The following is a 23,547-nucleotide window of genomic DNA, read 5'->3' on the forward strand; positions in this document are numbered from 1 at the left end:
TTCAGGTTAAGCGTGGGGCCATCAGGGCTTCCAGTTTGACCAAGTCTGCAGCAAATAAGCGTATCCCTTCTGACAGCTTTTCTGTGGCCATGGCGTCTTGATTTAACTGCCAGCGGAACGCAGCTTCGTTGAGTGCGGGGCGACGTGGCTGCTCGGCCAGCGCACTGGCATTGAGCTGTGGGCTGAGGGCCTCGGTTTCCAGCGCCAGGGCATCGAGCAGGGCGGGGCCAATGGTGAGCTTGTCGCAGCCAGCCAGCGCACGAATCTCGCCCGTGTTGCGAAAGCTTGCACCCATGACTACAGTCTTATGCCCACAGGCTTTGTAATAGCTAAAAATCTCGCGTACCGAAACCACGCCAGGGTCTGTTTCCGCGCTGTAGTTTTCGCCGGTCTTGGCCTTGTACCAATCCAAAATGCGCCCCACAAACGGCGAAATCAGAGTAGCTTCGGCTTCGGCAGCCGCTTGCGCTTGGGCAAAGTTAAAAAGCAGGGTGAGGTTGGTGTGAATGCCTTCTTGCTCGAGCTGCCGAGCGGCTTGAATGCCTTCCCAGGTACTGGCAATTTTGACCAGCACACGCTCACGCGGCACGCCGGCTTCACGGTAGCGTTGAATCAAGCGACGCGCTTGCGCCAAGCTGGCTGGCACATCGAAAGACAAACGAGCATCCACTTCGGTCGAGATCAGGCCGGGAATGTGTTTCAGAATCTCCACACCAAAGCCGACCGACACCGCCTCAATAGCGGCAGTCATACGCTGACTGGGCGCGAGCTTGCTGGCACTGGCGATGCCTTGCGTCAGGATGTCGGCATAGGCCGGGTCGCTTGCGGCCTTGAGAATCAGCGACGGGTTGGTGGTGGCATCGACCGGCTTCAGGCGGCGAATGCTGTCGATGTCACCGGTATCGGCAACCACGATGGTGCAGGCGTGTAATTGTTGTAGCGGATTCATGCACGGACTCGCGTTAAATGATTTGCTCAGTTTGCGCCGCTGCATCCCGCAAGACCTCTAAACCAGCACCGGGAAGATGCGCACGGGTGCTCAGGACTTGGCGAAAGCGTCGGCCCCCGGGCATGCCCAAGAACAGACCTAGAATATGCCGTGTGATTTGATTCAAAGGAACACCACTGGCCAGTTCTTTTTCCACAAAGGGTAAATAAGCCTGAAGAATATCGGCCCGCGAAGGTAAATCCGTGGCACCCCAGAGTGTTTGTGCTTGCGTGAGCAAGTAAGGGTTGTGATAGGCCTCACGGCCAATCATGACGCCATCGGTGTGCTGCCAATGCCCCACAATTTCATCCACCGTTTTAATGCCGCCGTTAATTTCAATGCAGAGGTCCGGCCGGTCCTGCTTTAGGCGATACACATCGGTATAGCGCAGCGGCGGAACTTCGCGATTTTCCTTGGGGCTAAGGCCCGCCAGAATAGCGATGCGTGCATGCACAATGAAATGCTTACAGCCTTGCGCGGCCACGGTATCGACGAAATTAAGCATATCGTCGTAGTGCTCTAAACCATCAATACCAATGCGATGCTTTACGGTGACCGGCACGCTCACAGCGGCTTGCATGGCGGCAACCACCTCAGCGACATGGGCTGGCTCGGCCATCAAACAGGCGCCAATACGCCCCTGTTGAACGCGATCCGAGGGGCAGCCCACATTGAGGTTAATTTCATCGTAGCCCCAGTCCTCGCCGAGCTTGGCGCAATGCACTAAGTCCTTCAGATCACTGCCGCCGAGCTGTAAGGCAATGGGGTGCTCTTCGGCTTCAAAGCGCAGGTGGCGAGGCACATCGCCGTAGATCAGTGCTTGCGTGGTGACCATCTCGGTATAGAGACGAACCTGCGGATTGCACAGGCGCAGGAAGTTGCGCGCAGCACGCGTGGTCCAGTCCATCATAGGTGCTACAGAGAGATTTTTAGGGGTCAACATGCTGGGAAGTATAGAAATTGGGTTGGTCCAAACTCGGCGCTGAGTGACTAGCGCAGGTCAAATATTTCAATCGATGTAAGCTTGAGCATAGTATGTCATGGGATAAAGATTACACCTACCCAGTTACTCATTTAGGCTGTTTGATGTTTAGTGATTCTCTCATCCGCCTAGCGCCCTTTCTCCTCACTTTGTTGGTGATGGCGAGCCTTGAGCAGATTTACCCTTGGCGTAGGGCTACGCAAAATCTCGCGCGGCGTTGGCGTAATCACCTCGCGCTGCAAGCCATAGCCATTGTTCTGCTCAGGGTTTTCTTGCCTGTTTCCCTCGTCACCGTGGCGTTGTGGTCAGCGCAGCAAGGTATTGGTCTGTTTGCGGTGTGGTCGCTGCCGCCATTCCTAACCAGTATTATTTCTATTCTCGTGCTGGATTTATGCATCTACGCCCAACACCGGCTATCGCACGCTTGGCCCTTGCTCTGGCGTTTGCACCGCTTACATCACAGCGATCGTGTGCTGGATGTCACTACCGCCCTGCGTTTCCATCCACTGGAAATGTTCTTCTCTATGATTTGGAAGATGCTGGTGGTGCTGGCATTAGGTGCTCCGGCGGAAGCCGTGCTGCTTTTTGAGGTTTTATTGAGCAGTTCAGCCTTGTTTAATCACGCCAATATTCGTCTTCATCCACGGCTCGATGCGGGGTTGCGCCGCGTATTGGTCACGCCCGACATGCATCGCGTACATCACTCGCGCCGTCCGGAAGAAACCGATACTAATTTTGGCTTTTTAGTGCCGTGGTGGGATCGGCTGTTTTCGTCCTATCGCGCCGTCTCCGCGCAAGGGAATGCGCTTGAGATTGGCTTAACCACTTTACACGAGGACCGCGACAACAGCTTTACCGGCATGTTGTCGCAGCCGTGGCGCTAATTAACTTGCAGTGCTTTCTGCACGAAATTCATTGAGTTGAGCGCTGGGTGTTTTCGATGGAAATGCATAGCGAAGGATACGCCAAGTCACCTGACCGGCCTGCTTCATAAACGAGCCGGTATTGTAATGAAGGCCATGACGATTACAGATGGCGCGGACCTCTTTGGCCATCTCGGCATAACGCCAAGCCGGTACATCCGGGAATAAATGGTGCTCGATTTGGTGGCTGAGGTTGCCCGACAGCAGGTTGAGCAATTTACCGCCTTCCAGATTCGACGAGCCCTTGATCTGGCGCATATACCAGTGGCCACGGCTTTCATCCTTGAGCACGCTCTTTGGGAAAATCTCGGCATCACGGGTGAAGTGACCACAGAAAATGATCGAATAGGTCCAGACATTGCGGATGCCGTTGGCGACGAAGTTACCGGCCAGCACTGGCAGAAAAAACGGGCCGGCGAGGAGCGGGAAGAACACATAGTCCTTGAACATCTGCTGGCGCATCTTGCGCTTCACCGGTGCGAACTCTTCGGCAAACTTTTCCTTGGACTTCTTGCCGCTGAATAGCTGGCCCAGGCGCAGTTCCTGAATGGCGATGCCCCACTGAAATAACAGCGCAAAAATCACGGCATAAAAGGGCTGGAACAGGTAGTGCGGCTTCCAGCGCTGCTCCGGGAACAGGCGCAGCACGCCATAGCCCACATCGTCATCCATGCCCTTAATGTTGGTGTAGGTGTGATGCATGAAATTGTGTGAAGTGCGCCAGTTGTCGCTGGTGCCGACCAGATCCCATTCGTAGGTCTGGCCGTTCAGGCTGGGGTCGCCCATCCAGTCGTACTGGCCGTGCATGACATTGTGCGCAACCTCCATGTTTTCCACGATTTTAGATAGCGCCAGTAGTAGCGTGCCTAGGACCCAAGCTGGGGGAAAGAAGCTGAGCATGAGCAGGGCGCGGCCGGCAAAAGCGCTATAGCGCACCAGTGCGACGACACGTCGTATATAGCGTGCATCTTTTTTGCCGACATCGGCCATTGCACGTGCGCGCACGGCATCCAGCTCTTTGGCGAGTTGATCTAACTCTAGGGCAGACAATGTGCGTTTATTCAGGTTTTTCATGAGCATGTTCCGATGGCTTTAGAGGTCTAACGTCAAGTCTGAGCAGGCTGTACTGATGCATAAGCGCAATCCGGAGACCGCTTCGTGCTGCTCTTCTTGGGTCAAAATGTTGCGTGTGGTGCCGCTGCTCTTGGGGCAGGCGCAGGTATTGCAAATGCCTCGGCGACAGCCGTGGGCAGGTTGAATGCCGGCATTTTCCAGCGCACTTAACAAGGGTTCACCCGAAGGCACTGAAATCGTTTTACGGCTTTTCAGCAGATGGATTTGTACGTGCTCGCCTGGGCTTGTCGCCAGCTCAGGTAAGCTAAAGGCTTCCCCCAGAAAGGGCCGACTGAATTGTTTGGCCAATCCAGCGGCAGTGCTAACAAAGCCCTCCGGACCACAGGCATACCAATGTGTGTTGGCTAGATCTGGCACCAGTGCCTGTATTTGTGCGAGATGAATTCGACCAGAGGCGTTACCTTCTTTGGGTCGTGTCATCAGAAGATGCAGGCGAAATGCCGGGTTTGCTTGTTCAAGTTGGGTAAGTGCTTCAGCGAAGCAAGTAGAGGCGTCATCACGTACCCAGTACAGCAATGTGATGTGTTGGCCCGTCTTCGCATGCGCCTGAATCAAACTTATGAAGGGCGTGATGCCACTTCCCGCGGCAAGAAAAATAGCGTGGCTCGGGTTTTCCTTTAGCGTCATTTCGCCAAAAGGAGCATTCAATTGCACGATATCGCCCTGCTGACTCTGATTACAGAGCCAGGTGCTGACCTTGCCACCTTCTATGCGTTTGACGGTAATAGCGATGTGATTGTTTGCGAGATAACGTGGGCTGTAACTGCGACTGTGCTGGCGGCCATCGATTTCGACACTGACGTTGACGTGTTGCCCTGCAATAAAGGCGCTGACGTGACGATTCGGCTTCAAAACGAGGGTTACGGCATCCTCTGACTCTGGGTGTTTTGAAACAATCTGCGCGAGTGGCTTTTTACAAGACCACAGTGGATGCACTTTACTCGACCAAAAATCGAAAGCATCGGCACTAAATAATGCATCTAATAGGAAGGAGGTCGCTTGGTTGGGAGGCACAGATGACATCCGAGGGTAAGAAGTAATGCATTTATTATACACTTGTATAGACATATGTCTATTGGTGCTGCATCGTTGTTTCTGCATGAATGTCTGGGCTCATTAGCTCTATACTTTGTTCATGCCTGCCAACCAGAGTATGAGCAGAATGAATGACACTACCGCGTTGCCAGCACCTGCAGCTGAGCGTCTAGCCCGGGGACCACAGGGGCGTCGGGCCGTCATATCGCGCGAAGAGCTAATTGCCGCCGCCATGTCCCTGCTGGGACCAACCCGCAGTGTGTCTACACTGAGTTTGCGTGAGGTGGCGCGTGCGGCTGGCATCGCCCCGAACAGCTTTTATCGCCATTTCAAAGATATTGACGAGCTTGCCATCGCTCTCATCGAGCTGGCCGGTAGCAGTCTGCGCCGTATTTTTAGTGAAGCGAGGCAGCGTGTCAGTCGTGAGCGCAGTGTCGTTCGCACCTCTTTAGAGGTGTTTATGGAGCAGCTCAATTCGGAGGCGGGTTATCTCGATTTATTGTTGCGCGAGGGCAAGGTGGGTTCGGATGCCTTTAAGCAGGCCGTGGAAAAGCAGTTGGTCTTTTTCGAAGACGAGTTAATGAATGACCTGCTGCGACTGGAGGCATTGAATGGTCATAAGTTGCATCGTGCTGATGTAGTGGCGCGTGCCATCACCCGGTTGGTATTCGTTATGGGTGCCAGCGCTGCGAGCCAGAGCGCACAAGCACAGGTTGACACCCTAGAGCAGACCGCACTCATGTTAAAAATGATTTTGATGGGAGCTCGCACATTGGCCGTCACGGAGTCTTAACGGGGTATTGTCTTTGCCCTATGCCACAACACCCACGTGCTCTCTGTTTAATGCGAAGGATGGCTCGCATTCTGAAGCGAGTTTCGGCATGATCCGGCCAGTCTAAAAATTTGAACAAGAGAGTTGCGATGAACTTTGCCTTATCCAGTGACTTACTCGCCTTACAGACCAAGGTTCGTCATTTCATTGCTGAGCAAATCATTCCTTACGAGCAGGACTCTCGCCAAACCGCACACGGCCCAAGCGTCGAGCTGCGCAACGAGCTGATTGCTAAGGCTCGTGCTGTTGGCTTACTCACGCCGCATGCCTCGGTTGAGCTAGGTGGCCTGGGGCTATCTCATCTAGCTAAAGCCGTGGTTTTTGAGGAGGCGGGGTATTCGCCACTGGGCCCGATTGCACTGAATATTCATGCGCCAGATGAGGGCAACATTCACCTCATGGAGATCGTGGCTAACGAGGAGCAGAAGCAACGCTGGCTTCAACCCTTGGTGGATGGCCGCATTCGCTCTTGTTTTGCCATGACCGAGCCCGATGATGGCGCAGGCTCTGACCCCAGCATGCTCGCTACAACGGCCACGCCGGATGGTGATGGCTATCGCATCAATGGCCGCAAGTGGTTTATCACCGGCGCGGAGGGTGCCAGCTTTGCCATCATCATGGCAAAAATGCCCGATGGATCAGCCACCATGTTCCTGTCCGATACCAACAAGCCCGGCTTTCATCTCGAACGCATGATGGACTCATTGGACTCTTGCTTCAGCGGCGGCCACGGTGTGATTGCCCTCAAGGATCTCTATGTGCCGGCTGAGGATGTTCTGGGAGAGATTGGCAAGGGCTTTCGCTATGCCCAGGTGCGTTTGGCGCCCGCGCGTTTGACACATTGCATGCGCTGGCTGGGTGCTGCTCGACGAGCCCACGAAGTGGCCACGCGCTATGCCCAGCAGCGGGAGTCTTTTGGCCGAAAGCTCCTTGAGCATCAGGGCGTTGGTTTTCCGTTGGCCGACAATGAAATGGACTTGCACACAACGCGTCTAACCATTCAGCACTGTGCTTGGGTTTTGGATCAGGGCGAGCAGGGCAATGTGGAATCGAGTATGGCCAAGGTCATCAGTTCGGAAGCGATTTGGCGAGTCATTGACCGCAGTGTGCAAGTGTTGGGTGGCCGGGGCGTGACGGGAGAAAGCATCGTGGAGCGTATTTTCCGTGATGCGCGTTCGTTCCGGATTTACGATGGCCCCAATGAAGTTCACCGCATGAGCTTGGCCAGGAAAATTTTTAAACGTATTTAATTCAGGGGCTTGGCGTGTCTTCTTTAGAAAATTACTACGCTTTAGATAAAAACACCGTGGTGTCTTGGTTGCAGAAAACCGGCTTAGCGAATCAACTGCTGGGATCTAACGAGCACTTGCACAGCCAAGACCTAGCCGATGGCAACGTGAACTTGGTCTTTCGCGTCTCCAACGCCGCTGGCCGCTCCCTTATCGTGAAGCAGTCGCTGCCGTGGGCCCGGAAATATCCGGACTTTAAATTACCCCTGGATCGCGCCGTTCGTGAGTATGGCATTTTGCAAAGCTATGTGAGGCATTGCCCGGAGTTCGTGCCCGAGGTCTATCACTTTGATGCCGATATGTATGTCTGCATCATGCAGGACCTACAGCCGCACGTGATTCTGCGCACCGGACTGCAATCACAGCAGCATTACCCATTGCTGGCCCAGCATTTGGGTGAGTTCCTCGCCAAGTCGTTGTTTTTCAGCTCCGATTTAGCCTTGCCCTCGGCAGAAAAAAAAGCACGTGTTCCGCAGTTTATTAATCCCGTGCTGGTCAAAGCCCAGGAGGATGTCTGCTTCACGCAGCCTTTACAGCAGCACGCGCACAACCATTGCCATGCAGAGTTAGAGCAGATGGCTGCCGCACTTCGCGCAGACCAAGATTTGTATGCTGCAGTTCTGCGCATGAAGCGTGTCTACATGACATCGGCTGAAGCCTTGTTGCACGGTGATTTGCATACCGGCTCGATGCTGGTCACCCCCACAGAAACCCGTATTTTCGACCCTGAATTTGGCTTTTACGGCCCAATGGCCTACGACTTAGGTTGTCTTGTAGCGCACCTCTACATAGGCCATGTTTGTCAGCCTGTATTTGCTCGCCGAGCCGGTGCCACGCCAGGCTCAGGCATGGATATGCTCGAATTGATTCGTCAAATTTGGCAGGTCTTTAGTCAGCAATTCGCTGAGCTGGCGCGATCGCAGTCGGTGCTGGGTGAGTGGCAGAGTGAGCGCTATATCCAGCGCTATTTAGATGAATTACTGCAAGACACCCTAGCATTCGCAGGTGTTGAGTTAATCCGTCGCACCATCGGCCTGGCGCATGCTCCGGAGTGGGAGCTGATGGCCGAAGAGCCGGCATTGATTCCAGCCGCTCAGCAGAGCTTAGGCATGGCAAGACACTGGCTACTCCGAACCCAGCCTTGGTCTAATATGGATTCGGCCTTGCAGAAAGGATGTGAAGCATGAATTGGCATACCCGTGTGACCGACTTATTCGGCATCCAATATCCGTTTATTTGCTCGGGCATGACGTATGTATCTAACGCTCAGTTAGCGGCGGCAGTGAGTGAGGCGGGTGGTCTGGGGCTAATCCAGATCGGGCATCTCAAGCCTGAACAAGCGCGTGCTGAAATTCGACTGGCGCGTAGCCTCACCTCAAAGCCTTTCGGTGTGGGTTTGGCCTTGCTGATGCCGGGCTCGCGAGAGAATGCTGAAGTGGCATTGGAAGAGCAGGTGCCGGTCATTAACTATTCGCTGGGCAAGGGCGATTGGCTGTGCCAGCGCGCTAAGGCCTATGGCGGCAGAACCATTGCCACCGTTATAACCGCAAAACATGCGCAAGCTGCCGAGCGAGATGGTGCCGACGCGCTTATCGTTACTGGACATGAGGCGGCGGCACATGGTGGTGAAGTCACTACGCTGGTGTTATTGCCGGCCATACGCGCTGTCACGTCATTGCCGCTCATTGCGGCCGGTGGTTTTGCCCAAGGCTCGGGCTTGGTGGCCACATTGGCGTTGGGTGGCGATGCGGTAGCGATGGGTACGCGCTGGGCCATGACCACAGAAAGTCCATTGCATGCTAAAACTCAAGCGATGGTGTTGGAGAAAGCCGTTGAGGACACCCTCTACACGCGCAATTTCGACGGCATGCCCTGTCGCATCATGCGCACCCCAACTGGGTTGGCGGTGAGTCGTAAACCGCTGACGCTATGGCGGGCTATGTGGCAGTCCTTGCTGCTGATGCGCCAACAAGGCACAAGCTTGAAGCAATTGTGGATGACCTGGCGTGAGCAGGGATTCGCCAATACGTTGAAGCTGAGCTATTTCGGTGCTGCAGTGGAGCGGATTCGCCTCGCCATCTTAGACGGCGATCAGGTGCGCGGCGTGCAGCTGATTGGCCAGGCCCAAGGCCTAATTCAAGATATTCCTAACTGTGCCGAGCTGATGCAGCGCTTAGTTGCAGAGGCCAATATCGCGCAACAACGTGTGCAAGGAGCCCAACGATGAATGTCCACGAAGCCATTATGACGCGTCGCTCCATTGCCCAGCTGGTGTTGCCCGTACCCGATACCGACGCTCTGAACCGGGTCTTCGACGCAGCGGGTGCGGCGCCGGATCATCGCGTATTGCGGCCTTGGCGCTACCTGACAATTCAGGGTAATGCGCTCTCGGCATTGGGCGAGTTGTTTTACCAAGGCATGCGCGAGGTGAATCCCGATCGTGCTGAGTTAGAGCAGAATAAATTGCGGCAAATGCCGCTGCGCGCGCCCATGATCATCGTGGCGATACTACGCCGCCAGGATCAAGCTAAGGTGCCGGAGTGGGAGCAATGGTTAAGCCTAGGCGCGAGCGTGCAAAATATCTTGTTAACCTTACATGCCGAAGGCTATGCGGCCATGTGGCGCACCGGTGATACGACGGCGCTAGATCGCGTGAAGCAGGGCCTGGGTCTGGTCGCTGGCGAAGACATCGGTGGTTTTATTTACGTCGGTACGGCGGCGGGCACTAAGGCTGCACCTCCGCGCCCAGAGTCATTGTATGACGCTTGGTCGGGCGCAACGGCATGAGCCGGCTGGCTGAGGCGCAAGCGTTTTTGGCCGAATTACGGCGTGATATCCCGCTGGCGGCGTTTATGCAGTTGGAAGCCGTCGCTTGGGATGGTCAGGCGCTGACCCTGAAAGCGCCTTTGCAGCCCAACATCAACGATAAAAGTACCGCTTTCGCTGGCGCGCTGGCGAGCCTAACGACGGTGACAGGCTGGGCTGCGCTCATGCTGTGGGCGCGAGAGCACTTAGGGGCTTGCCATGTCGCTGTTTACGAGTCCGAAATTAAGTATCGCATTCCGGTTAGTGAAGACTTCTCGGCCACGGCAATCTTGCCCGATGCCGCTGTTCTCGCTGCAGTGGCCGCGCAAATTGCTAGTAAAGGCAAGGCTCGCGCCACGTTAGCCGTGAGTATTGAAGAGGCGCAGCGCGCTGCTGTGTCACTGTCGGCCAGTTATGCGATTTGGCGACTCCCCCCTGAGTCGGTCTAGCGCTGTGGGGGCGTGTTCAAGCTGTGGCATACTTGGCGGTATGTGATTGTATGGATCCCCCCATGTCTCTGTGTAAGCAACGTGCCGTGAATGAGCGACGTGAGCAGCCTAGTGAGTCTCGCGAACGTATCTTGGCGGCCGCCGTCAGTGTATTTGCGCTTAAAGGCTTTCAGCGCGCCAGCTTGGATGAAATTGCTGCCGAGGCTCATCTGACTAAGGGGGCTATTTACTGGCACTTCCGTAGTAAGAATGACTTGTTCACATCGCTACTGGAATACCGGTTTCAACAGCACACGGCACCTTTAGCCGAAGAATTGGCGCTGGCGCTGGCGGCCCCAACGATTCAGGCACGGCAGCAGGCCATTGCGACTATGCTGCGGGATATGTTGAACCGATTTCACGATAACGCCGCTTGGCCGAGGCTCTATTTGGAGTTTGTCTCGCAAACGCGGGATGCCCAGATAGCCAGCAGTATGGCGCAGCTGTATGACCATGGGCGGCTGTTAGCGAAGCAAATGATTGAGCGTTTGGTCGAGGCGGGTATCACGGACCCTGACTTAGATGCAGATACAGTCTCGATTTTTTGGTGTGCGCTAATTGATGGTTTTATGTTGGCTTGGGTGATGAAGCCGGAGACATTTGCGGATGGTCAACTGGTAGAGCGTACGGTTGCCATGTTGTGGAATGGCCTAGCCCCGAAGCAGGTCTGATTCAGCGGTTTCTGAATCAGGCTGCTTGCCGACGATCCGGGAACTGGCAACGCTTCGCTAAGTCAGCGCAAGCCTTTTGAATCATTTCTTCTGTGATGGCCAACTCGGTACCCTGGTCATCTAACAGGATGGCGAAATGAAACGGATTGCCCACAGTGCGGGTCTCGTTCATGCTCTTCTCCAGATTAGTGTTGGTCATGTTGCACCTCAAGTTGTGTTTCCATGAGTTCACTATAGGAAGGCCAAATCGCTGCGTCTTGTACTTTCGCCTCTAAGTTGTAACCAACTATGAAATCATTTCTGAATGTTTCCGCACGGTTGCGCGTCGGGCTCATCATCAACCCCTACGCTGGTCTTGGCGGGCCACTGGCGCTGAAAGGCAGTGATCACGTGAGTGACGAGCTGCGTCAGGAGGCGCGCAAAAGTGTTGAGCAGGGGTGCTCTCGCGCGCAAACGCGTTGTGCCAGCTTTCTGGCGGCGACCGCAGACTTGCCTGTGCAATGGGTCACGGTGGCGGGGGCCATGGGGCAGGCCAGCCTAGGCGATCGAAGCGCAGAGATACTCGACGTTCAAGCTCAAATGCCCTCAACCGCTGAAGATACTCAGCGGGCGGCGGCCATGCTGATGCAGGCGAGCCTTGATTTGCTCATCTTTGTGGGAGGCGACGGCACAGCCCGAGATATTTGCTCAGTCGTTGGTACGCATTTGCCCGCGCTGGGTGTGCCCGCAGGCGTGAAAATGCATTCGGGTGTGTTTGCCATTAACCCCCAGAGCGCCGCGGATTTAGTGCGCAGCTTGTGTGCGGGTGAGCTAGTGGCCATGGAGCTGGCAGAAGTCAGAGACATTGATGAGCAAGCATTAGCCGGTGGACGCGTACGAGCGAGGCACTTTGGCGACTTACGTGTGCCCGTCTCGGATAGCTTAGTGCAACAAGTGAAGTGCTCAGGTCGTGAAGATGAAGGCCTAGTGCAGGCAGAAATTGCCGCCGGAATTTTGGACCTGATGCAGCCAGGGCAGCATTACGCTTTAGGTGCAGGCACCACGGTGGCCGCTGTGATGGCGGCGTTGCAGCTGCCGAACACTTTGCTCGGCTTTGATATTGTGTGTGATAACCATTTGGTTGCCTCAGATGTTTCTGCTGAGGTTTTGGAAGCCTGGGCTTCACGATCAGATCTCACGGTCATTATTACCCCTACGGGTGGGCAGGGCAGTCTCATCGGACGCGGTAATCAGCAATTGTCGCCTCAACTATTGCGTCAGCTAGGGCGCGAACGGATATGGGTGTTAGCAACGCGCAATAAGCTTGCCGCGTTATCTGGCCGGCCACTCAGGCTGGACACGGGGGACGCTGATCTTGATCGGACCTGGTCTGGCTGGTGGCCCGTCCATAGCGGCTTTCAGCAACAGTTGTTGTATGCCGTGCAGGGTTAGCCTTCGGCGCGTTGACACTAGACGACCGGTCTAGTATTGTGCCGGCATGATTAAGCCACGCGAATTTTCCGACACCCGAGAGCACTTGCTGGCGACAGGCGAGGCCGTCTTTCGTGGCAAAGGTTTTACCGCCGTAGGCCTGACGGAAATCTTGGCCGAAGCTGGCGTTCCCAAAGGCTCGTTCTATCATTATTTCCGCTCCAAAGAATCGTTTGGCGTTGACATGCTGACGCGCTACTTCAATCGCTACGATGAGGATTTGCGTGCCTTGCTCCTGGAGTCTCCCGGAACGGGACGTGAGCGCTTGCTGCATTATTTCGGGCGATGGGCAGCACGCTGTGAACAAAGCGATGCTCAAGCGCGCGCCAGTGCCTGCCTTGCGGTGAAGCTCTCTGCAGAAGTTTCAGACTTATCTGAACCCATGCGAGTGGTGCTGGTGGCGGGTATGGAGCAGGTGCAGCAACGTTTAGCTCAGGCGCTCGTCGCTGGCCAGGCTGATGCATCGCTGGATTCAGACTTACAGCCCGACTCGTTGGCGGGTGCGCTCTATCAGTTATGGGTCGGGGCAGAGTTACTGACCAAAATCCGACGTGATAGCCAGCCTTTTGCTTGTGCTTTAGCTCAGACCCAGCGCTGGCTGAAAGCTTCATCGCATTAAAATTTATGTCATATCAAGTTGACCGGTCTAATTCTGGCAACCCATTGGAGAAAGTGTCATGAGTCATCGTTTATTTACGCCTGTGCAAATGGGCAGCATCACGCTGCCAAACCGCGTGTTGATGGCGCCGTTAACGCGTATGCGTGCTGCCGCAGGTGATGTGCCAACGCCTTTGATGGCTGAGTATTATCGCCAGCGTGCGAGTGCGGGGCTAATTGTTACTGAAGCCGCTCAGGTATCACCTCAGGGCAAAGGCTATATGCAGACACCCGGCATCTACAGTGCCGAGCAAGTCGCCGGTTGGCAGCAAGTCACGCAGGCCGTACATGACGCGGGTGGACGCATTGCGATCCAGCTCTGGCATGTAGGTCGTATTTCACACAATAGCTTGCAGCCTGACGGGCAAGCACCGGTTTCGGCCTCAAACCTGCCCGCACGAACCAAGACGACAGTGCTCGGGGAAAATGGCCGTCCCGAGCGCGTGAATTGCTCGGTGCCCCGTGCTTTAGGGCTGGATGAAATTCCTACTTTGATCGAAACCTATGTTCAGGCCACGAAAAATGCTCAAGCTGCGGGCTTTGATATGGTCGAAATCCACGCCGCACATGGCTATTTGCTGCATCAATTCCAATCCACAGAAAGCAATGACCGTAGCGATGCCTATGGCGGCTCTTTGGAAAACCGTGCGCGTCTGACCTTAGAGGTGTTGGATGCAGTGATCGCTGCTTGGGAGCCGGGCCGTGTTGGTATTCGCATTTCGCCCATGGGCAACTTCAATGCCCTTGACGATATTGACGGTGAAGCCATGGGGCTCTACCTCGCAGAGCAGTTTGAGCAGCGTGGTGTCGCCTATTTACATTTGTCCGAGCCAGACTGGGCGGGTGGTCCAGTACTGCCCGAGAGCTTCCGAATGGCTCTGCGCTCACGCTATCGCGGTGTGTTGATTGGTGCGGGTAACTACTCGCTCGCCAAAGCCACGGATCTGATGGATAAGCAGCTGATTGATGGCGCAGCGTTTGGTCGTACCTATATTGCTAACCCGGACTTAGTTGAGCGTTTACAACAAGATGCGCCACTCAATGAACAGCGGCCTGAGCTGTTTTATGGCGGCGGTGCTGAGGGCTACACGGATTACCCCGCGTTGGCCGCTGTTTAATAGGGTATCGGCTTAGCTCTCTCTAAGCACAATGACGGGTGCGGTTCGCCACACCCGTCGAGTTGCTAGCATGCCGGCGATCCCGGTCAGGCTGGCGGCGAGTAGTGGGGTGACCAGCCATAGGGTGCCATGCCAGGTGGGTGGCAGCTCAAGTATCGTGACATACAGCGCCGCAGCCAAGGCCTCGGTCATCGCTACCGCGACGAGCCCTGCAAAGCCGCCCAGTAGCATCATTTCCGAGAGACCGCGCTGCATGAGCTGACGCCGGCTGGCGCCCAGTGCGCGTAGTAAGCCGGCCTCCTGGCGTCGCTGGTCTTGACCGGCGGCTATGCAGGCCAAGAGCACTAATACGCCGGCCACCAAAACAAAGACTAAGACGAACTCAATCGCCTGCGAGACCGTATCTAGCAGCTGACGAACTTGCGTCATGATGGCATCGACATCAATCAACACGACGGTTGGAAAGCGCTTAACCAACGTGTTTAGCACCTCTCGCTGCGTTTTCGGCACATGAAACGCCGTGAGGTAAGTGGCTGGGAAAGGTGCAAGCGCGGGGGCGGGGAAGACCATGTAGAAATTGGGCTGAAAACTGTCCCAGTCGACTTTGCGAAGACTGGTGACGGTGGCTTCAACATCGCCCTCTGCCAACGAGAAGCGCAGTCTATCGCCTAAGGCTATGCCTAGCTTTGAAGCCAATCTGGACTCGACAGAGACAGGCCAGGGCGCCTGACGGGTGTCTGTCCACCATGCGCCTTCGACTAGCTCATTTCCTTTGGGCAAGGTGGTGGATGTGGTCAAATTGGGTTCACGATTCAGCGATTCATCGCGTTGATCTTCACTTTCTTTGCTAATGGCGCTAACCACTGCCTTGTCATTGATGGCGATGAGCCGTCCGCGCATGACCGGATATAGCGCATCGGGCACGATGCCAAAATCGGCCAACGTTTGTTGGAATGCCGCACGGTCTAGCTCATCAATTCCCAGTGCAAATTGATTGGGGGCGTTAGCGGGCAATTTACCTTGCCAGGCACTCATAAGTTCGCCGCGCACACTGGTCACTAATAGCATGGCAGCAATGCCCACACTGAGCCCTAAGATCTGTAGTGTCGTGTTCTGCGGATGGCGCCAGAGTTCACGGAGCCCGAGTAAAGATCTGGGTAACGAACGTTCAGCCAATAGGTGACGCATCAGTGCTAATAGGCTGCGCAACAGCAAGGCGAGTAAAAAGCCCAGCGCGCTTCCGCCCACGAGCAGCATGAGAGTGAGCTGCCAGCGGCCCGTCTCCAGAGTCAGCAAGCCTGCCAAGGCCGAAATAGCCAGTGCAGTGACTGTCATCAAGCCCAATGAGTTCGGTGCAAGCTCGCGGCGAATAACGCGTAGTGGTGATACTCGAAACAAGCCGATAAGCGCGGGCAGGGCAAAGCCAATCAGCGTTAGCGTGGCCGTGGCGATGCCCGTAAGTAGAGGGCGTTGCCAGGCAAAGTCGAGCTCGGCATTTGGTAGCAGGTTTGACAGAATCTGAAACAGGATTTGCGACGTACCCGCGCCTAATGCCGCGCCAACGACGATGGCTACGGCCCAGATTAGCAACAGTTGCGTCAGAAAAATGCCCTGCACGCGGCGTCGGTTAGCCCCTAGGCAACGCATCAGCGCCAGCGTGTCGTAGTGGCGTACAGCGTGGCGTTGTGCGGCCAATGCGACCGCAAGTCCCGATAAGACCACGGCGGCGATAGCCGCAATGCTCAGGTAGTCGCTGGCCCGCGCGAGTGGACCGCCGATCTCCGAGCGTCCACGAGCGACATCCACTAGCCGCTCCCCGGTGACCAATCCAGGCTCTAGGTAGCTGTTCACATCGGAGATGGCCCGAGCCGAGCCCGCTAAAAGTAAACGGTATTGCACGCGTGAGCCGGGCAAAATGACGCCAGCGGATGCTAAGTCGTCTGCATTCATCAGCGCTCGCGGTGCAAATGCGGAAAAATTACCGCCTCGGTCCGGCTCTTGTAAGACGACGGCAGCGACGCGTAGTTGTCTATCGCCTAATTGAATTTCATCGTTGATGGATACGGCCAACAGACCCATGAGGCGTTGATCCAACCAGATGGTGCCGGGGCTGGGAATGCGAGAGCTTTTCGCCTCTGCCTTGCGGTGTGAAGCGACCAGCTCACCGCGCAATGGGTAGTCGGCGGTCACGGCTTTCACGGCAGCCAGCTGAAACGCATCCTGACGTTGAATCATGCTGGAGAACTCAGTCACAACAGCCGTTCTCAAGCCGCGTTGCTGTGCTACTTGTTCCACTTCTGGCCGCAGCGGGCGACTGCTTTGCAATACGAGATCAGCCCCCAATAAATTAGCGGCCTGACGGCTGAGTCCTTGCTCCAGACTGGCGCTAAAAAACCGCAGGCTGCTCGTGGCGGTGACGGCGAGTATGAGGGCGGCAAGTAATAGCCAGATCTCACCGGCACGGATATCCCGCTTTAATAGTCGCCAGGCCAGGATCATGTCAGCGCACCTGATGTCACGCGTCCAGCCTCCAAATGCAACTGGCGTTGGCAGCGTGACGCAAGTGCGTGGTCATGCGTCACTAAGACGAGTGTTGTGTGGGAAGCAGCCTGAGCCTCAAACAGTAGCTCAATGATGCTGGCGCCAGTCTGGCTATCGAGGTTTCCGGTGGGCTCATCGGCGAGCAGGATTTTAGGTTCGGTGGCGAAGGCGCGTGCAATCGCGACGCGCTGTTGTTCGCCGCCGGATAGCTGCCGTGGTGTATGGGCCTCGCGGGCAGATAAACCCACCCGCGCCAGCCAATGTTTGGCACGCGCTTTGGCGGGAAGGCCCGCGAGTTCCAGCGGCAACATAACGTTTTCAAGCGCGGTGAGGTGAGGCAGTAGTTGGAAGTTCTGAAAGACGAAGCCGATAAGGCGCTGTCGCAATGCAGCGCGTGCATCTTCATCGAGGGCGCCGAGATCGTGGCCCGCCAGTAAAACACGACCTTCTGTGGCCGTGTCTAATCCCGCCAGCAGCCCTAATAGCGTAGATTTGCCTGAGCCAGAGCTGCCGGTAATGGCTACACTTTCGCCAGCCGAAATGACGAGATTGATGTTATTTAAGATGAGCAATCGCTCGTGTTGAATCAATACAGACTGCGTGAGCTGGCGAGTTTCAATCAACTGTTGGGATGGCGTTGTCATGATGACCTGGTTACGAAGTGTAGGTGCGTTAGTGTTTTGCTTAGCCATGATGCCGGCATCCGCTGCGTCGATACTCATCTTTGGCGATAGTATCAGTGCAGCTTACGGCATGAGCATTGAACAGGGCTGGGTTTCCTTGCTGAGCCAGCGCTTAGAAGTGCGTCATCCGGGGCAGCATAAAGTCATCAATGCCAGCGTCAGCGGTGAAACCACGTCCGGTGGTGTGCGTCGCCTACCTGCATTACTGAAGCAGCATGAGCCGGATATTGTGGTCATTGAGTTAGGCGGCAACGATGGCCTTCGTGGCCAGCCTCCAGCGATGATGGAACGTCATTTGGCCAGCATGATTCGCCAATCTCGCCAGACGGATGCACGTGTCATTTTAGTGGGGATGCAGATTCCTCCGAACTATGGAAAGCCCTACACCCAAGCTTTTGCCGCCGTTTTTCCTCGGGTGGGGAAGGCGGAGGGCGCAGCTGTTTTGCCGTTCTTTTTAGAGGGTATCGGCGGCGTTTCAGCGTTAATGCAAAAGGATGGAATTCACCCGAATGCCAAAGCGCAGCCTAAGTTGCTGGAGTTGGCTTGGCCACTTCTTTCAGCTGCTCTTAAAGACCAAAAAGCCCGCAAGTAGCGGGCTTTTTGTCTTACAGAAGTTCGTGTTAGGCGATCTGCAGGTTCTGCAGAGCTTCAATACGCTTCTCTAACGGCGGGTGAGACATAAACAGCGAAGCAAAGCTAAAACCTTCGCGCTTGCCTGTGGTGATCGCCATAGCGGTCATTTCGGCAGGCATCTGATCCGGCACTTCTTGTTCACGCTGCAGTGCACGCAGGGCATTAATCATGGCCTGACGACCGGCTAGCTGTGCACCGGCTTCATCGGCACGGAACTCACGGTAGCGCGAGAAGTACATGACGATAGTCGAGGCCAGAATGCCCAGCACGATGTCGGCGACGATGCTGGTGACATAGTAGGCAATGCCCGGACCTTCTTCGTTCTTGAAGATCACGCGATCGACGAAGTTACCGATGATGCGCGAGAAGAACATGACAAAGGCGTTGACCACACCTTGCACCAGCGCCAGGGTAACCATGTCACCGTTGGCCACATGACCGATTTCGTGGCCGAGCACGGCGCGCACTTCATCACGCGTCATGCGTTGCAAAAGACCGGCCGAGACGGCAACGAGTGCGGCGTTCTTGTTCCAGCCAGTAGCAAAGGCATTCGACTGATAGCTTGGGAAAATACCGACTTCTGGCATTTTAATGCCGGCTTTTTGCGAGAGCTCAGCGACGGTATCTACGAGCCAGCGCTCTTCGCCCGTGCGTGGGGACTCGATGATTTGGACGCCCATGGAGCGTTTGGCCATCCATTTCGACATCAGCAGCGAAATAAGCGAGCCAACCGAGCCGAAAACAAAACACATGACCAGCAAATTGCCGAGTTGCAGGGTATTTCCGGCGCCATGAGTCGAGCCCACGCCAAGTAGGCTGAGTACGACACCCGCCACCAGCATGACCGCGAGGTTGGTCAGCAGAAACAAAACGATGCGTAACATGTGTTTTTAAGCTCCTATCATGATTGTTGTTAATAAATTATGGGCAGTTGATGTCAGTTTCAAGTCTTCATCACACTATTTTGCTGCGTGCCGTTGGCGATAACCGGCTAAGAATCGCGCCAATCGGTTAATCGCCTCTACCAGCTCCTCTCGGTGCGGCAGGAAGACCACACGGAAGTGGTCTGGCTTGGGCCAGTTAAAGCCTGTGCCTTGCACCAGTAGCACCTTTTCGGCTTGCAGAAACTCTAAAATAAACGCCTGATCGTTCTCGATGGGATACATATCCGGATCGAGCTTAGGGAACAAATACAACGCACCTGCTGGCTTCACACAGGTCACGCCGGGAATAGCGGTGAGCATTTTATGCGCCAGTTCACGCTGCTCGTACAAGCGTCCGCCCGGACGAATTAAGTCGTTAATGCTCTGGTAACCGCCCAATGCCGTTTGAATGGCGAACTGTGCTTGCACATTGGCGCACAGACGCATGGAGGCGAGCATGTCTAAGCCTTCAATGTAGTCTTTAGCGATGCGCTTATTGCCACTGACCATCAGCCAGCCCGAGCGAAAGCCCGCGACGCGGTAGCTCTTGGACAATCCGTTGAAGGTCACGCAGAGCAGGTCAGGGGCCAGCGTTGCGATAGAGGTGTGCTGCGCCTCATCGTAGAGAATCTTGTCGTAGATCTCGTCGGCGAAAATGATCAGGTCATGTTTGCGGGCGAGGGCGACGATACCCTCCAACACTTCTTTCGAGTAGACAGCGCCGGTCGGGTTATTTGGGTTAATCACCACAATGCCGCGTGTGTTAGCGGTGATCTTGCTTTCCATGTCTGCTAAGTCCGGGAACCAGCCCTGGTCCTCGTCGCAGAGGTAATGCACGGGGGTACCGCCAGACAAAGTGACAGCAGCCGTCCACAGCGGATAGTCGGGGGCAGGCACCAACATTTCATCGCCGTTGTTGAGCAGGGCCTGCATGGCCATAACAATCAGTTCTGATACGCCGTTACCGATGTAGATATCATTGACATCCACATTGAGCAGACCCTTGGTCTGGTAGTAATGCACGATGGCTTTGCGTGCCGCGAACAGACCCTTGGAATCGCAATATCCCACGGCATTGGGCAGGTTGCTGATGACATCCGAGAGAATTTCCTGCGGTGCCTCAAAGCCGAATGGCGCCGGGTTTCCGATGTTGAGCTTGATGATGCGGTGACCTTGCTCCTCCATGGCATTGGCAGCTTTTAGCACCGGCCCACGAATGTCGTAGCAAACATCTTTCAACTTATCGGATTTGGCAATGTCCATGATCGTCTCAACGCAGGTCGGGCCTGCACAGGGCCTGTGGGAAAGTCGCAGTAGTGTAACGGAAACCTAGGCAAGATAGCGTGTTGCCGACTTGTGAGTGTGATGCGGTGTTGTTAGCCTGATCACTTGCCGAGGAAAAATTTATGACGCATGACGAGAGCCAAACACTACCTAAAACGGATGAGGAGTGGCAGCAGCGCCTCAACCCAACAGAGTTTTATGTGTGCCGCCAAAAGGGCACAGAGCGTGCGTTTACAGGCGAGTACTGGAACTGCCATGACGACGGCATTTACGCTTGTCGCGCCTGTGGCCAAGCGTTATTCGATGCCGAAACAAAATACGACTCCGGTTCGGGTTGGCCCAGTTTTTATGCGCCCTTAGCCAAGAATGTCGTAGATGAGCACAGAGACATCAGCCATGGCATGATTCGGGTAGAGGTGGTGTGCAGCCAGTGTCAATCGCATCTGGGGCATGTTTTCCCCGATGGTCCAGCGCCCACGGGCATGCGCTATTGCATTAACTCAGTATCGCTAAAGTTGCACCCTAAATAATTAAGCTGAGCTACGTTCTGACAGGAATAAAATTATGAGCACGATTTACGACCACCAAGCAACGCTAATCACCGGGGAAGTGAGTCCGATTGCCGATTACAAAGGGCAGGTCCTGTTGATCGTCAATACCGCCAGTAAATGTGGCTTCACACCACAATTTACGGGGCTAGAGGCCATTTACGAAAAGTACAAGGATCAAGGTTTTACGGTGCTCGGATTTCCCTGCAACCAATTCCTGAATCAAGATCCGGGCAATGAAGCGGAAATTGCCTCGTTCTGTTCGCTCAACTACGGCGTTAGCTTCCCGATGTTTGCCAAAATTGATGTGAATGGCCCTGGCGCACACCCGTTGTTCCAGCATTTAGCCGCCGAAGCCCCGGGCCTGCTGGGCAGTCAAAAAATTAAGTGGAACTTCACGAAGTTCTTGGTCTCGCGAGATGGCCGCGTGCTGGATCGTTATGCGCCTACCACCAAGCCCGAAGACCTGGTGAAGGACATTGAGAAAGCCTTGGCTTAAAGGCCGGCAATTCGCTCGCTAGCCGCCCACAGGCTAGCAGCGAGTGCTTTGTTGCGACTGGATGGCTTGCTGAAATCGGCTTTGCGTCGTGTGAAATAGCCGCCGTGGTGATGTTTCGCTGCTTCGCTGGTGGCAAGCCAAATCGCTGTATCAGCGCCTTTCGCAGGGGTGATAAGTACTTTATCCACGATCCGTTGAATCGGCCCCGGCATTTCACGCCAGATGCCCGTGGCCACTCCGCCCGGATGAAATGCGTTTACGCGGATCGCGCTGCCTTCCACTCGTCTGGCCAGTTCGCGGGCATAAATCAAGTTGGCCAGTTTGGCTGAACCATAGGCCACGATATCGGAACCGTAACGGCTGTAGTCGGTAAAGGCGGTTTCATCAATGCGGCCAGTCCAGTGCGCGACGGATGCCGTCATGACCACGCGAGCTTCGGTGGCAACCTTCAACTGCGGCAACAAGTGCTCCATGAGGCGGAAATGCCCAAAATGCATACTCCCCATCATGCTTTCTAGGCCATTGGCTTGGCTGCGTAGCCCGCGCGTAAAGCTGCCGGCATTCAGCATCACGGTGTCGAGTTGAGTGAGTGTGTTGAGGATCTCTCGGGCCGCGTTGTCAATGCTGGCAAAGTCCGCAAGGTCAAGTGCCACAGCATGTAGACGAGCGTTAGGAGTCTCGCGCTTCAAGGATTGAATGACGCCCAGTGACTTACCTAAATCGCGGGCGGCAATCATGACCTCATGACCTTGGTGGATAAACGCGCGAACCATTTCCAGGCCAATGCCACTGTTGCCCCCGGTCACTAGAATTTGTTGTTGCATGATGCGCATTCTCCTTAACGTCAGTGGCGTGGGCAGCTGCTATGCTGCCATTAAAAGATGAGTTTAGCAGAGGGGTAGGCAATGCATAGCGTAGGAATTATGGGGGCAGGGAGTGTCGGGCTATACCTTGGCGGCTGCTTACAAGTTGTAGGTGCCTCAGTGGTCTATGTGGGACGACCAACTCTGTTGAGCGCATTACAAAATACGGGTCTCCGTGTCACCGACTATTTGGGGCGGGACCAAACGCTTGCCGCTGACGCACTCAATTTAGCGACCCACGTGAGCGCGTTGGCTCACTGTGACCTTGTTTTGGTGACGGTTAAGTCGGCCGCCACCGCCGATGTTGCCCTTGATCTGGCCCAACACCTAAAGCCGGGAGCGATAGTTATCAGCTTTCAAAATGGCGTGCGCAATGCGGAAGTGCTGCGCGCTGCTATGCCGAGTCAGACTGTGCTGGCGGGCATGGTGCCTTTTAACGTGCTGAGTTGTGGCGACGGTCGCTTTCACCAAGGCTCTTTCGGCGCGCTGGATGTGGCGGCGCATGAAGGGCTATCGGCGTATTCGGGTGTCTTCTCCCGCGCTGGGCTGGCGTTTAACGCCCAAAACGATATGCCTGCCGTGCTTTGGGGCAAGTTACTGTTGAACTTGAATAATGCGATTAATGCACTGTCGAATTTGCCCTTAAAGGCGGAGTTAAGTCAGCGTGACTATCGCCGATGTTTGTCTTTGGCGCAGCGTGAAGCGTTGGCCTTGTATAGCGCGGCGGGCATAAAACCCATGCAACTGACTGCGTTGCCTCCGCACTGGTTGGCGCGTTTGCTCACGGTGCCAGATTGGCTATTTAAGCGGTTAGCGCAGCGTATGTTGGCCATGGATCCGTTGGCGAGATCGTCAATGTGGGAAGACCTTGAAGCTGGCCGCCGAACGGAGGTGGACTGGATTCAAGGGGAGGTGGTGACGCTGGCATCTGAATTGGGTAGCAGGGCGCCGGTTAATGCGAGCTTGCTCCAACTTATCCGTGAAGCAGAGCAGGCGGGTGCCGATCGTCGATCCTGGTCTGGCGCTGAATTGCTCGCCCGATTGCAATCGACGTCGGCTTGACAGCAAGACACTCGCTGCTACCATCGCCTCGCTCATTCGTCCCTATCGTCTAGCGGCCTAGGACGCCGGCTTTTCAAGCCGGTAACCGGGGTTCGAATCCCTGTGGGGACGCCACAATC

The 23,547-nt window shown here is 55.3% G+C and carries 25 protein-coding genes and 1 tRNA gene; 16 read left to right on the top strand and 10 right to left on the bottom strand.

Translation table 11 applies throughout. The annotated features are described in order from the left end of the window. Position 1: 1 nt before the first annotated feature. A complete protein-coding gene (tal, locus tag A8710_RS06520; RefSeq protein WP_068858862.1) occupies positions 2-949 on the bottom strand; it encodes a transaldolase in 948 nt (315 codons plus the stop codon). A 13-nt stretch (positions 950-962) separates the two neighbouring features. Next, positions 963-1,931, bottom strand: coding sequence for a tRNA dihydrouridine(20/20a) synthase DusA (dusA, locus tag A8710_RS06525; RefSeq protein WP_068858864.1), 969 nt, complete (start codon positions 1,929-1,931; stop codon positions 963-965). Positions 1,932-2,074: 143 nt separating this feature from the next. Here dusA and A8710_RS06530 point away from each other — a divergent pair, with 143 nt between their 5' ends. After that, positions 2,075-2,854: a sterol desaturase family protein gene (locus A8710_RS06530; RefSeq protein WP_068860649.1), complete on the top strand. Its 780-nt coding sequence runs from the start codon at positions 2,075-2,077 to the stop codon at positions 2,852-2,854. Here A8710_RS06530 and A8710_RS06535 read toward each other — a convergent pair whose 3' ends face one another. Continuing rightward, entirely contained in the window at positions 2,855-3,967 is a 1,113-nt protein-coding gene (locus A8710_RS06535) for a fatty acid desaturase family protein (RefSeq protein ID WP_068858866.1), read from the bottom strand. 18 nt (positions 3,968-3,985) lie between these two features. Further along, on the bottom strand, positions 3,986-5,041 hold the full coding sequence (locus tag A8710_RS06540; RefSeq protein ID WP_198341632.1) for a ferredoxin reductase: 1,056 nt from the start codon (positions 5,039-5,041) through the stop codon (positions 3,986-3,988). 148 nt (positions 5,042-5,189) lie between these two features. Between A8710_RS06540 and fabR the strand changes: the two genes are divergently transcribed. The 7 genes from fabR to A8710_RS06575 all read left to right on the top strand — a co-directional run bounded on the left by fabR (position 5,190) and on the right by A8710_RS06575 (position 11,147). Continuing rightward, positions 5,190-5,855: an HTH-type transcriptional repressor FabR gene (gene fabR, locus A8710_RS06545; protein WP_068858872.1), complete on the top strand. Its 666-nt coding sequence runs from the start codon at positions 5,190-5,192 to the stop codon at positions 5,853-5,855. A gap of 128 nt (positions 5,856-5,983) precedes the next feature. Next, entirely contained in the window at positions 5,984-7,144 is a 1,161-nt protein-coding gene (locus A8710_RS06550; protein ID WP_068858874.1) for an acyl-CoA dehydrogenase family protein, read from the top strand. Between the two features lie 14 nt (positions 7,145-7,158). Then, positions 7,159-8,370, top strand: coding sequence for an S-methyl-5-thioribose kinase (gene mtnK, locus A8710_RS06555; RefSeq protein ID WP_068858877.1), 1,212 nt, complete (start codon positions 7,159-7,161; stop codon positions 8,368-8,370). Then, positions 8,367-9,410 (top strand): NAD(P)H-dependent flavin oxidoreductase, encoded by a 1,044-nt coding sequence (locus A8710_RS06560; RefSeq protein WP_068858880.1) that lies wholly within the window; start codon positions 8,367-8,369, stop codon positions 9,408-9,410. The genes mtnK and A8710_RS06560 overlap by 4 nt, the downstream gene beginning before the upstream one ends. Further along, positions 9,407-9,970 carry a nitroreductase family protein gene (locus tag A8710_RS06565; RefSeq protein ID WP_068858882.1) on the top strand — a complete coding sequence of 188 codons (564 nt, stop codon included), beginning with the start codon at positions 9,407-9,409 and terminating at the stop codon, positions 9,968-9,970. The genes A8710_RS06560 and A8710_RS06565 overlap by 4 nt, the downstream gene beginning before the upstream one ends. Continuing rightward, positions 9,967-10,437, top strand: a complete 471-nt coding sequence (locus A8710_RS06570) for a YiiD C-terminal domain-containing protein (protein ID WP_068858885.1) — start codon at positions 9,967-9,969, stop codon at positions 10,435-10,437. Before A8710_RS06565 ends, A8710_RS06570 begins: the two co-directional genes overlap by 4 nt. A 62-nt stretch (positions 10,438-10,499) precedes the next feature. Next, positions 10,500-11,147 carry a TetR/AcrR family transcriptional regulator gene (locus tag A8710_RS06575; RefSeq protein WP_068858886.1) on the top strand — a complete coding sequence of 216 codons (648 nt, stop codon included), beginning with the start codon at positions 10,500-10,502 and terminating at the stop codon, positions 11,145-11,147. A gap of 16 nt (positions 11,148-11,163) precedes the next feature. Here the strand turns inward: A8710_RS06575 and A8710_RS06580 are convergent, their stop codons facing one another. Further along, complete coding sequence (locus A8710_RS06580) at positions 11,164-11,346, bottom strand: PA1571 family protein (RefSeq protein ID WP_068858889.1); 183 nt, start codon at positions 11,344-11,346, stop codon at positions 11,164-11,166. An 89-nt stretch (positions 11,347-11,435) separates the two neighbouring features. Here A8710_RS06580 and A8710_RS06585 point away from each other — a divergent pair, with 89 nt between their 5' ends. Genes A8710_RS06585 through nemA form a run of 3 tightly spaced genes read left to right on the top strand, consistent with a single transcriptional unit; the run spans position 11,436 to position 14,392 of the window. Further along, positions 11,436-12,578 carry an ATP-NAD kinase family protein gene (locus tag A8710_RS06585; RefSeq protein ID WP_068858891.1) on the top strand — a complete coding sequence of 381 codons (1,143 nt, stop codon included), beginning with the start codon at positions 11,436-11,438 and terminating at the stop codon, positions 12,576-12,578. A 46-nt stretch (positions 12,579-12,624) separates the two neighbouring features. After that, positions 12,625-13,236, top strand: a complete 612-nt coding sequence (locus A8710_RS06590) for a TetR/AcrR family transcriptional regulator (RefSeq protein ID WP_068858894.1) — start codon at positions 12,625-12,627, stop codon at positions 13,234-13,236. A 58-nt stretch (positions 13,237-13,294) separates the two neighbouring features. Beyond that, a complete protein-coding gene (nemA, locus tag A8710_RS06595; protein ID WP_068858897.1) occupies positions 13,295-14,392 on the top strand; it encodes an N-ethylmaleimide reductase in 1,098 nt (365 codons plus the stop codon). A gap of 12 nt (positions 14,393-14,404) precedes the next feature. Here the strand turns inward: nemA and A8710_RS06600 are convergent, their stop codons facing one another. Together A8710_RS06600 and A8710_RS06605 are read right to left on the bottom strand one after the other, a co-directional pair. Further along, positions 14,405-16,891: an ABC transporter permease gene (locus A8710_RS06600; protein WP_068858899.1), complete on the bottom strand. Its 2,487-nt coding sequence runs from the start codon at positions 16,889-16,891 to the stop codon at positions 14,405-14,407. Further along, on the bottom strand, positions 16,888-17,577 hold the full coding sequence (locus A8710_RS06605) for an ABC transporter ATP-binding protein (protein ID WP_082968704.1): 690 nt from the start codon (positions 17,575-17,577) through the stop codon (positions 16,888-16,890). Before A8710_RS06605 ends, A8710_RS06600 begins: the two co-directional genes overlap by 4 nt. On the opposite strand from A8710_RS06605, the gene A8710_RS06610 reads away from it, so the two are divergent. After that, positions 17,576-18,208, top strand: a complete 633-nt coding sequence (locus A8710_RS06610; RefSeq protein WP_068860651.1) for an arylesterase — start codon at positions 17,576-17,578, stop codon at positions 18,206-18,208. The genes A8710_RS06605 and A8710_RS06610 overlap by 2 nt on opposite strands. A gap of 28 nt (positions 18,209-18,236) precedes the next feature. Here the strand turns inward: A8710_RS06610 and htpX are convergent, their stop codons facing one another. Together htpX and A8710_RS06620 are read right to left on the bottom strand one after the other, a co-directional pair. Beyond that, entirely contained in the window at positions 18,237-19,133 is an 897-nt protein-coding gene (gene htpX, locus A8710_RS06615; protein ID WP_068858905.1) for a protease HtpX, read from the bottom strand. Between the two features lie 75 nt (positions 19,134-19,208). Beyond that, a complete protein-coding gene (locus A8710_RS06620) occupies positions 19,209-20,435 on the bottom strand; it encodes a pyridoxal phosphate-dependent aminotransferase (RefSeq protein ID WP_068858906.1) in 1,227 nt (408 codons plus the stop codon). A gap of 143 nt (positions 20,436-20,578) precedes the next feature. On the opposite strand from A8710_RS06620, the gene msrB reads away from it, so the two are divergent. Continuing rightward, a complete protein-coding gene (gene msrB / locus A8710_RS06625) occupies positions 20,579-20,986 on the top strand; it encodes a peptide-methionine (R)-S-oxide reductase MsrB (protein WP_068858909.1) in 408 nt (135 codons plus the stop codon). A 31-nt stretch (positions 20,987-21,017) separates the two neighbouring features. Further along, positions 21,018-21,503: a glutathione peroxidase gene (locus A8710_RS06630; RefSeq protein WP_454557328.1), complete on the top strand. Its 486-nt coding sequence runs from the start codon at positions 21,018-21,020 to the stop codon at positions 21,501-21,503. Here the strand turns inward: A8710_RS06630 and A8710_RS06635 are convergent. Then, entirely contained in the window at positions 21,500-22,327 is an 828-nt protein-coding gene (locus A8710_RS06635) for an SDR family NAD(P)-dependent oxidoreductase (RefSeq protein ID WP_157686328.1), read from the bottom strand. The genes A8710_RS06630 and A8710_RS06635 overlap by 4 nt on opposite strands. Positions 22,328-22,408: 81 nt before the next feature. On the opposite strand from A8710_RS06635, the gene A8710_RS06640 reads away from it, so the two are divergent. After that, the gene (locus tag A8710_RS06640; protein ID WP_068858915.1) at positions 22,409-23,428 is read left to right on the top strand and encodes a 2-dehydropantoate 2-reductase; all 1,020 of its coding nucleotides are present in this window, start codon (positions 22,409-22,411) and stop codon (positions 23,426-23,428) included. A 38-nt stretch (positions 23,429-23,466) separates the two neighbouring features. Next, positions 23,467-23,542, top strand: a tRNA-Glu gene (locus A8710_RS06645). Positions 23,543-23,547 lie beyond the last annotated feature (5 nt).

This window comes from Perlucidibaca aquatica, assembly GCF_001676655.1.
GTDB lineage: Bacteria > Pseudomonadota > Gammaproteobacteria > Pseudomonadales > Moraxellaceae > Perlucidibaca > Perlucidibaca aquatica.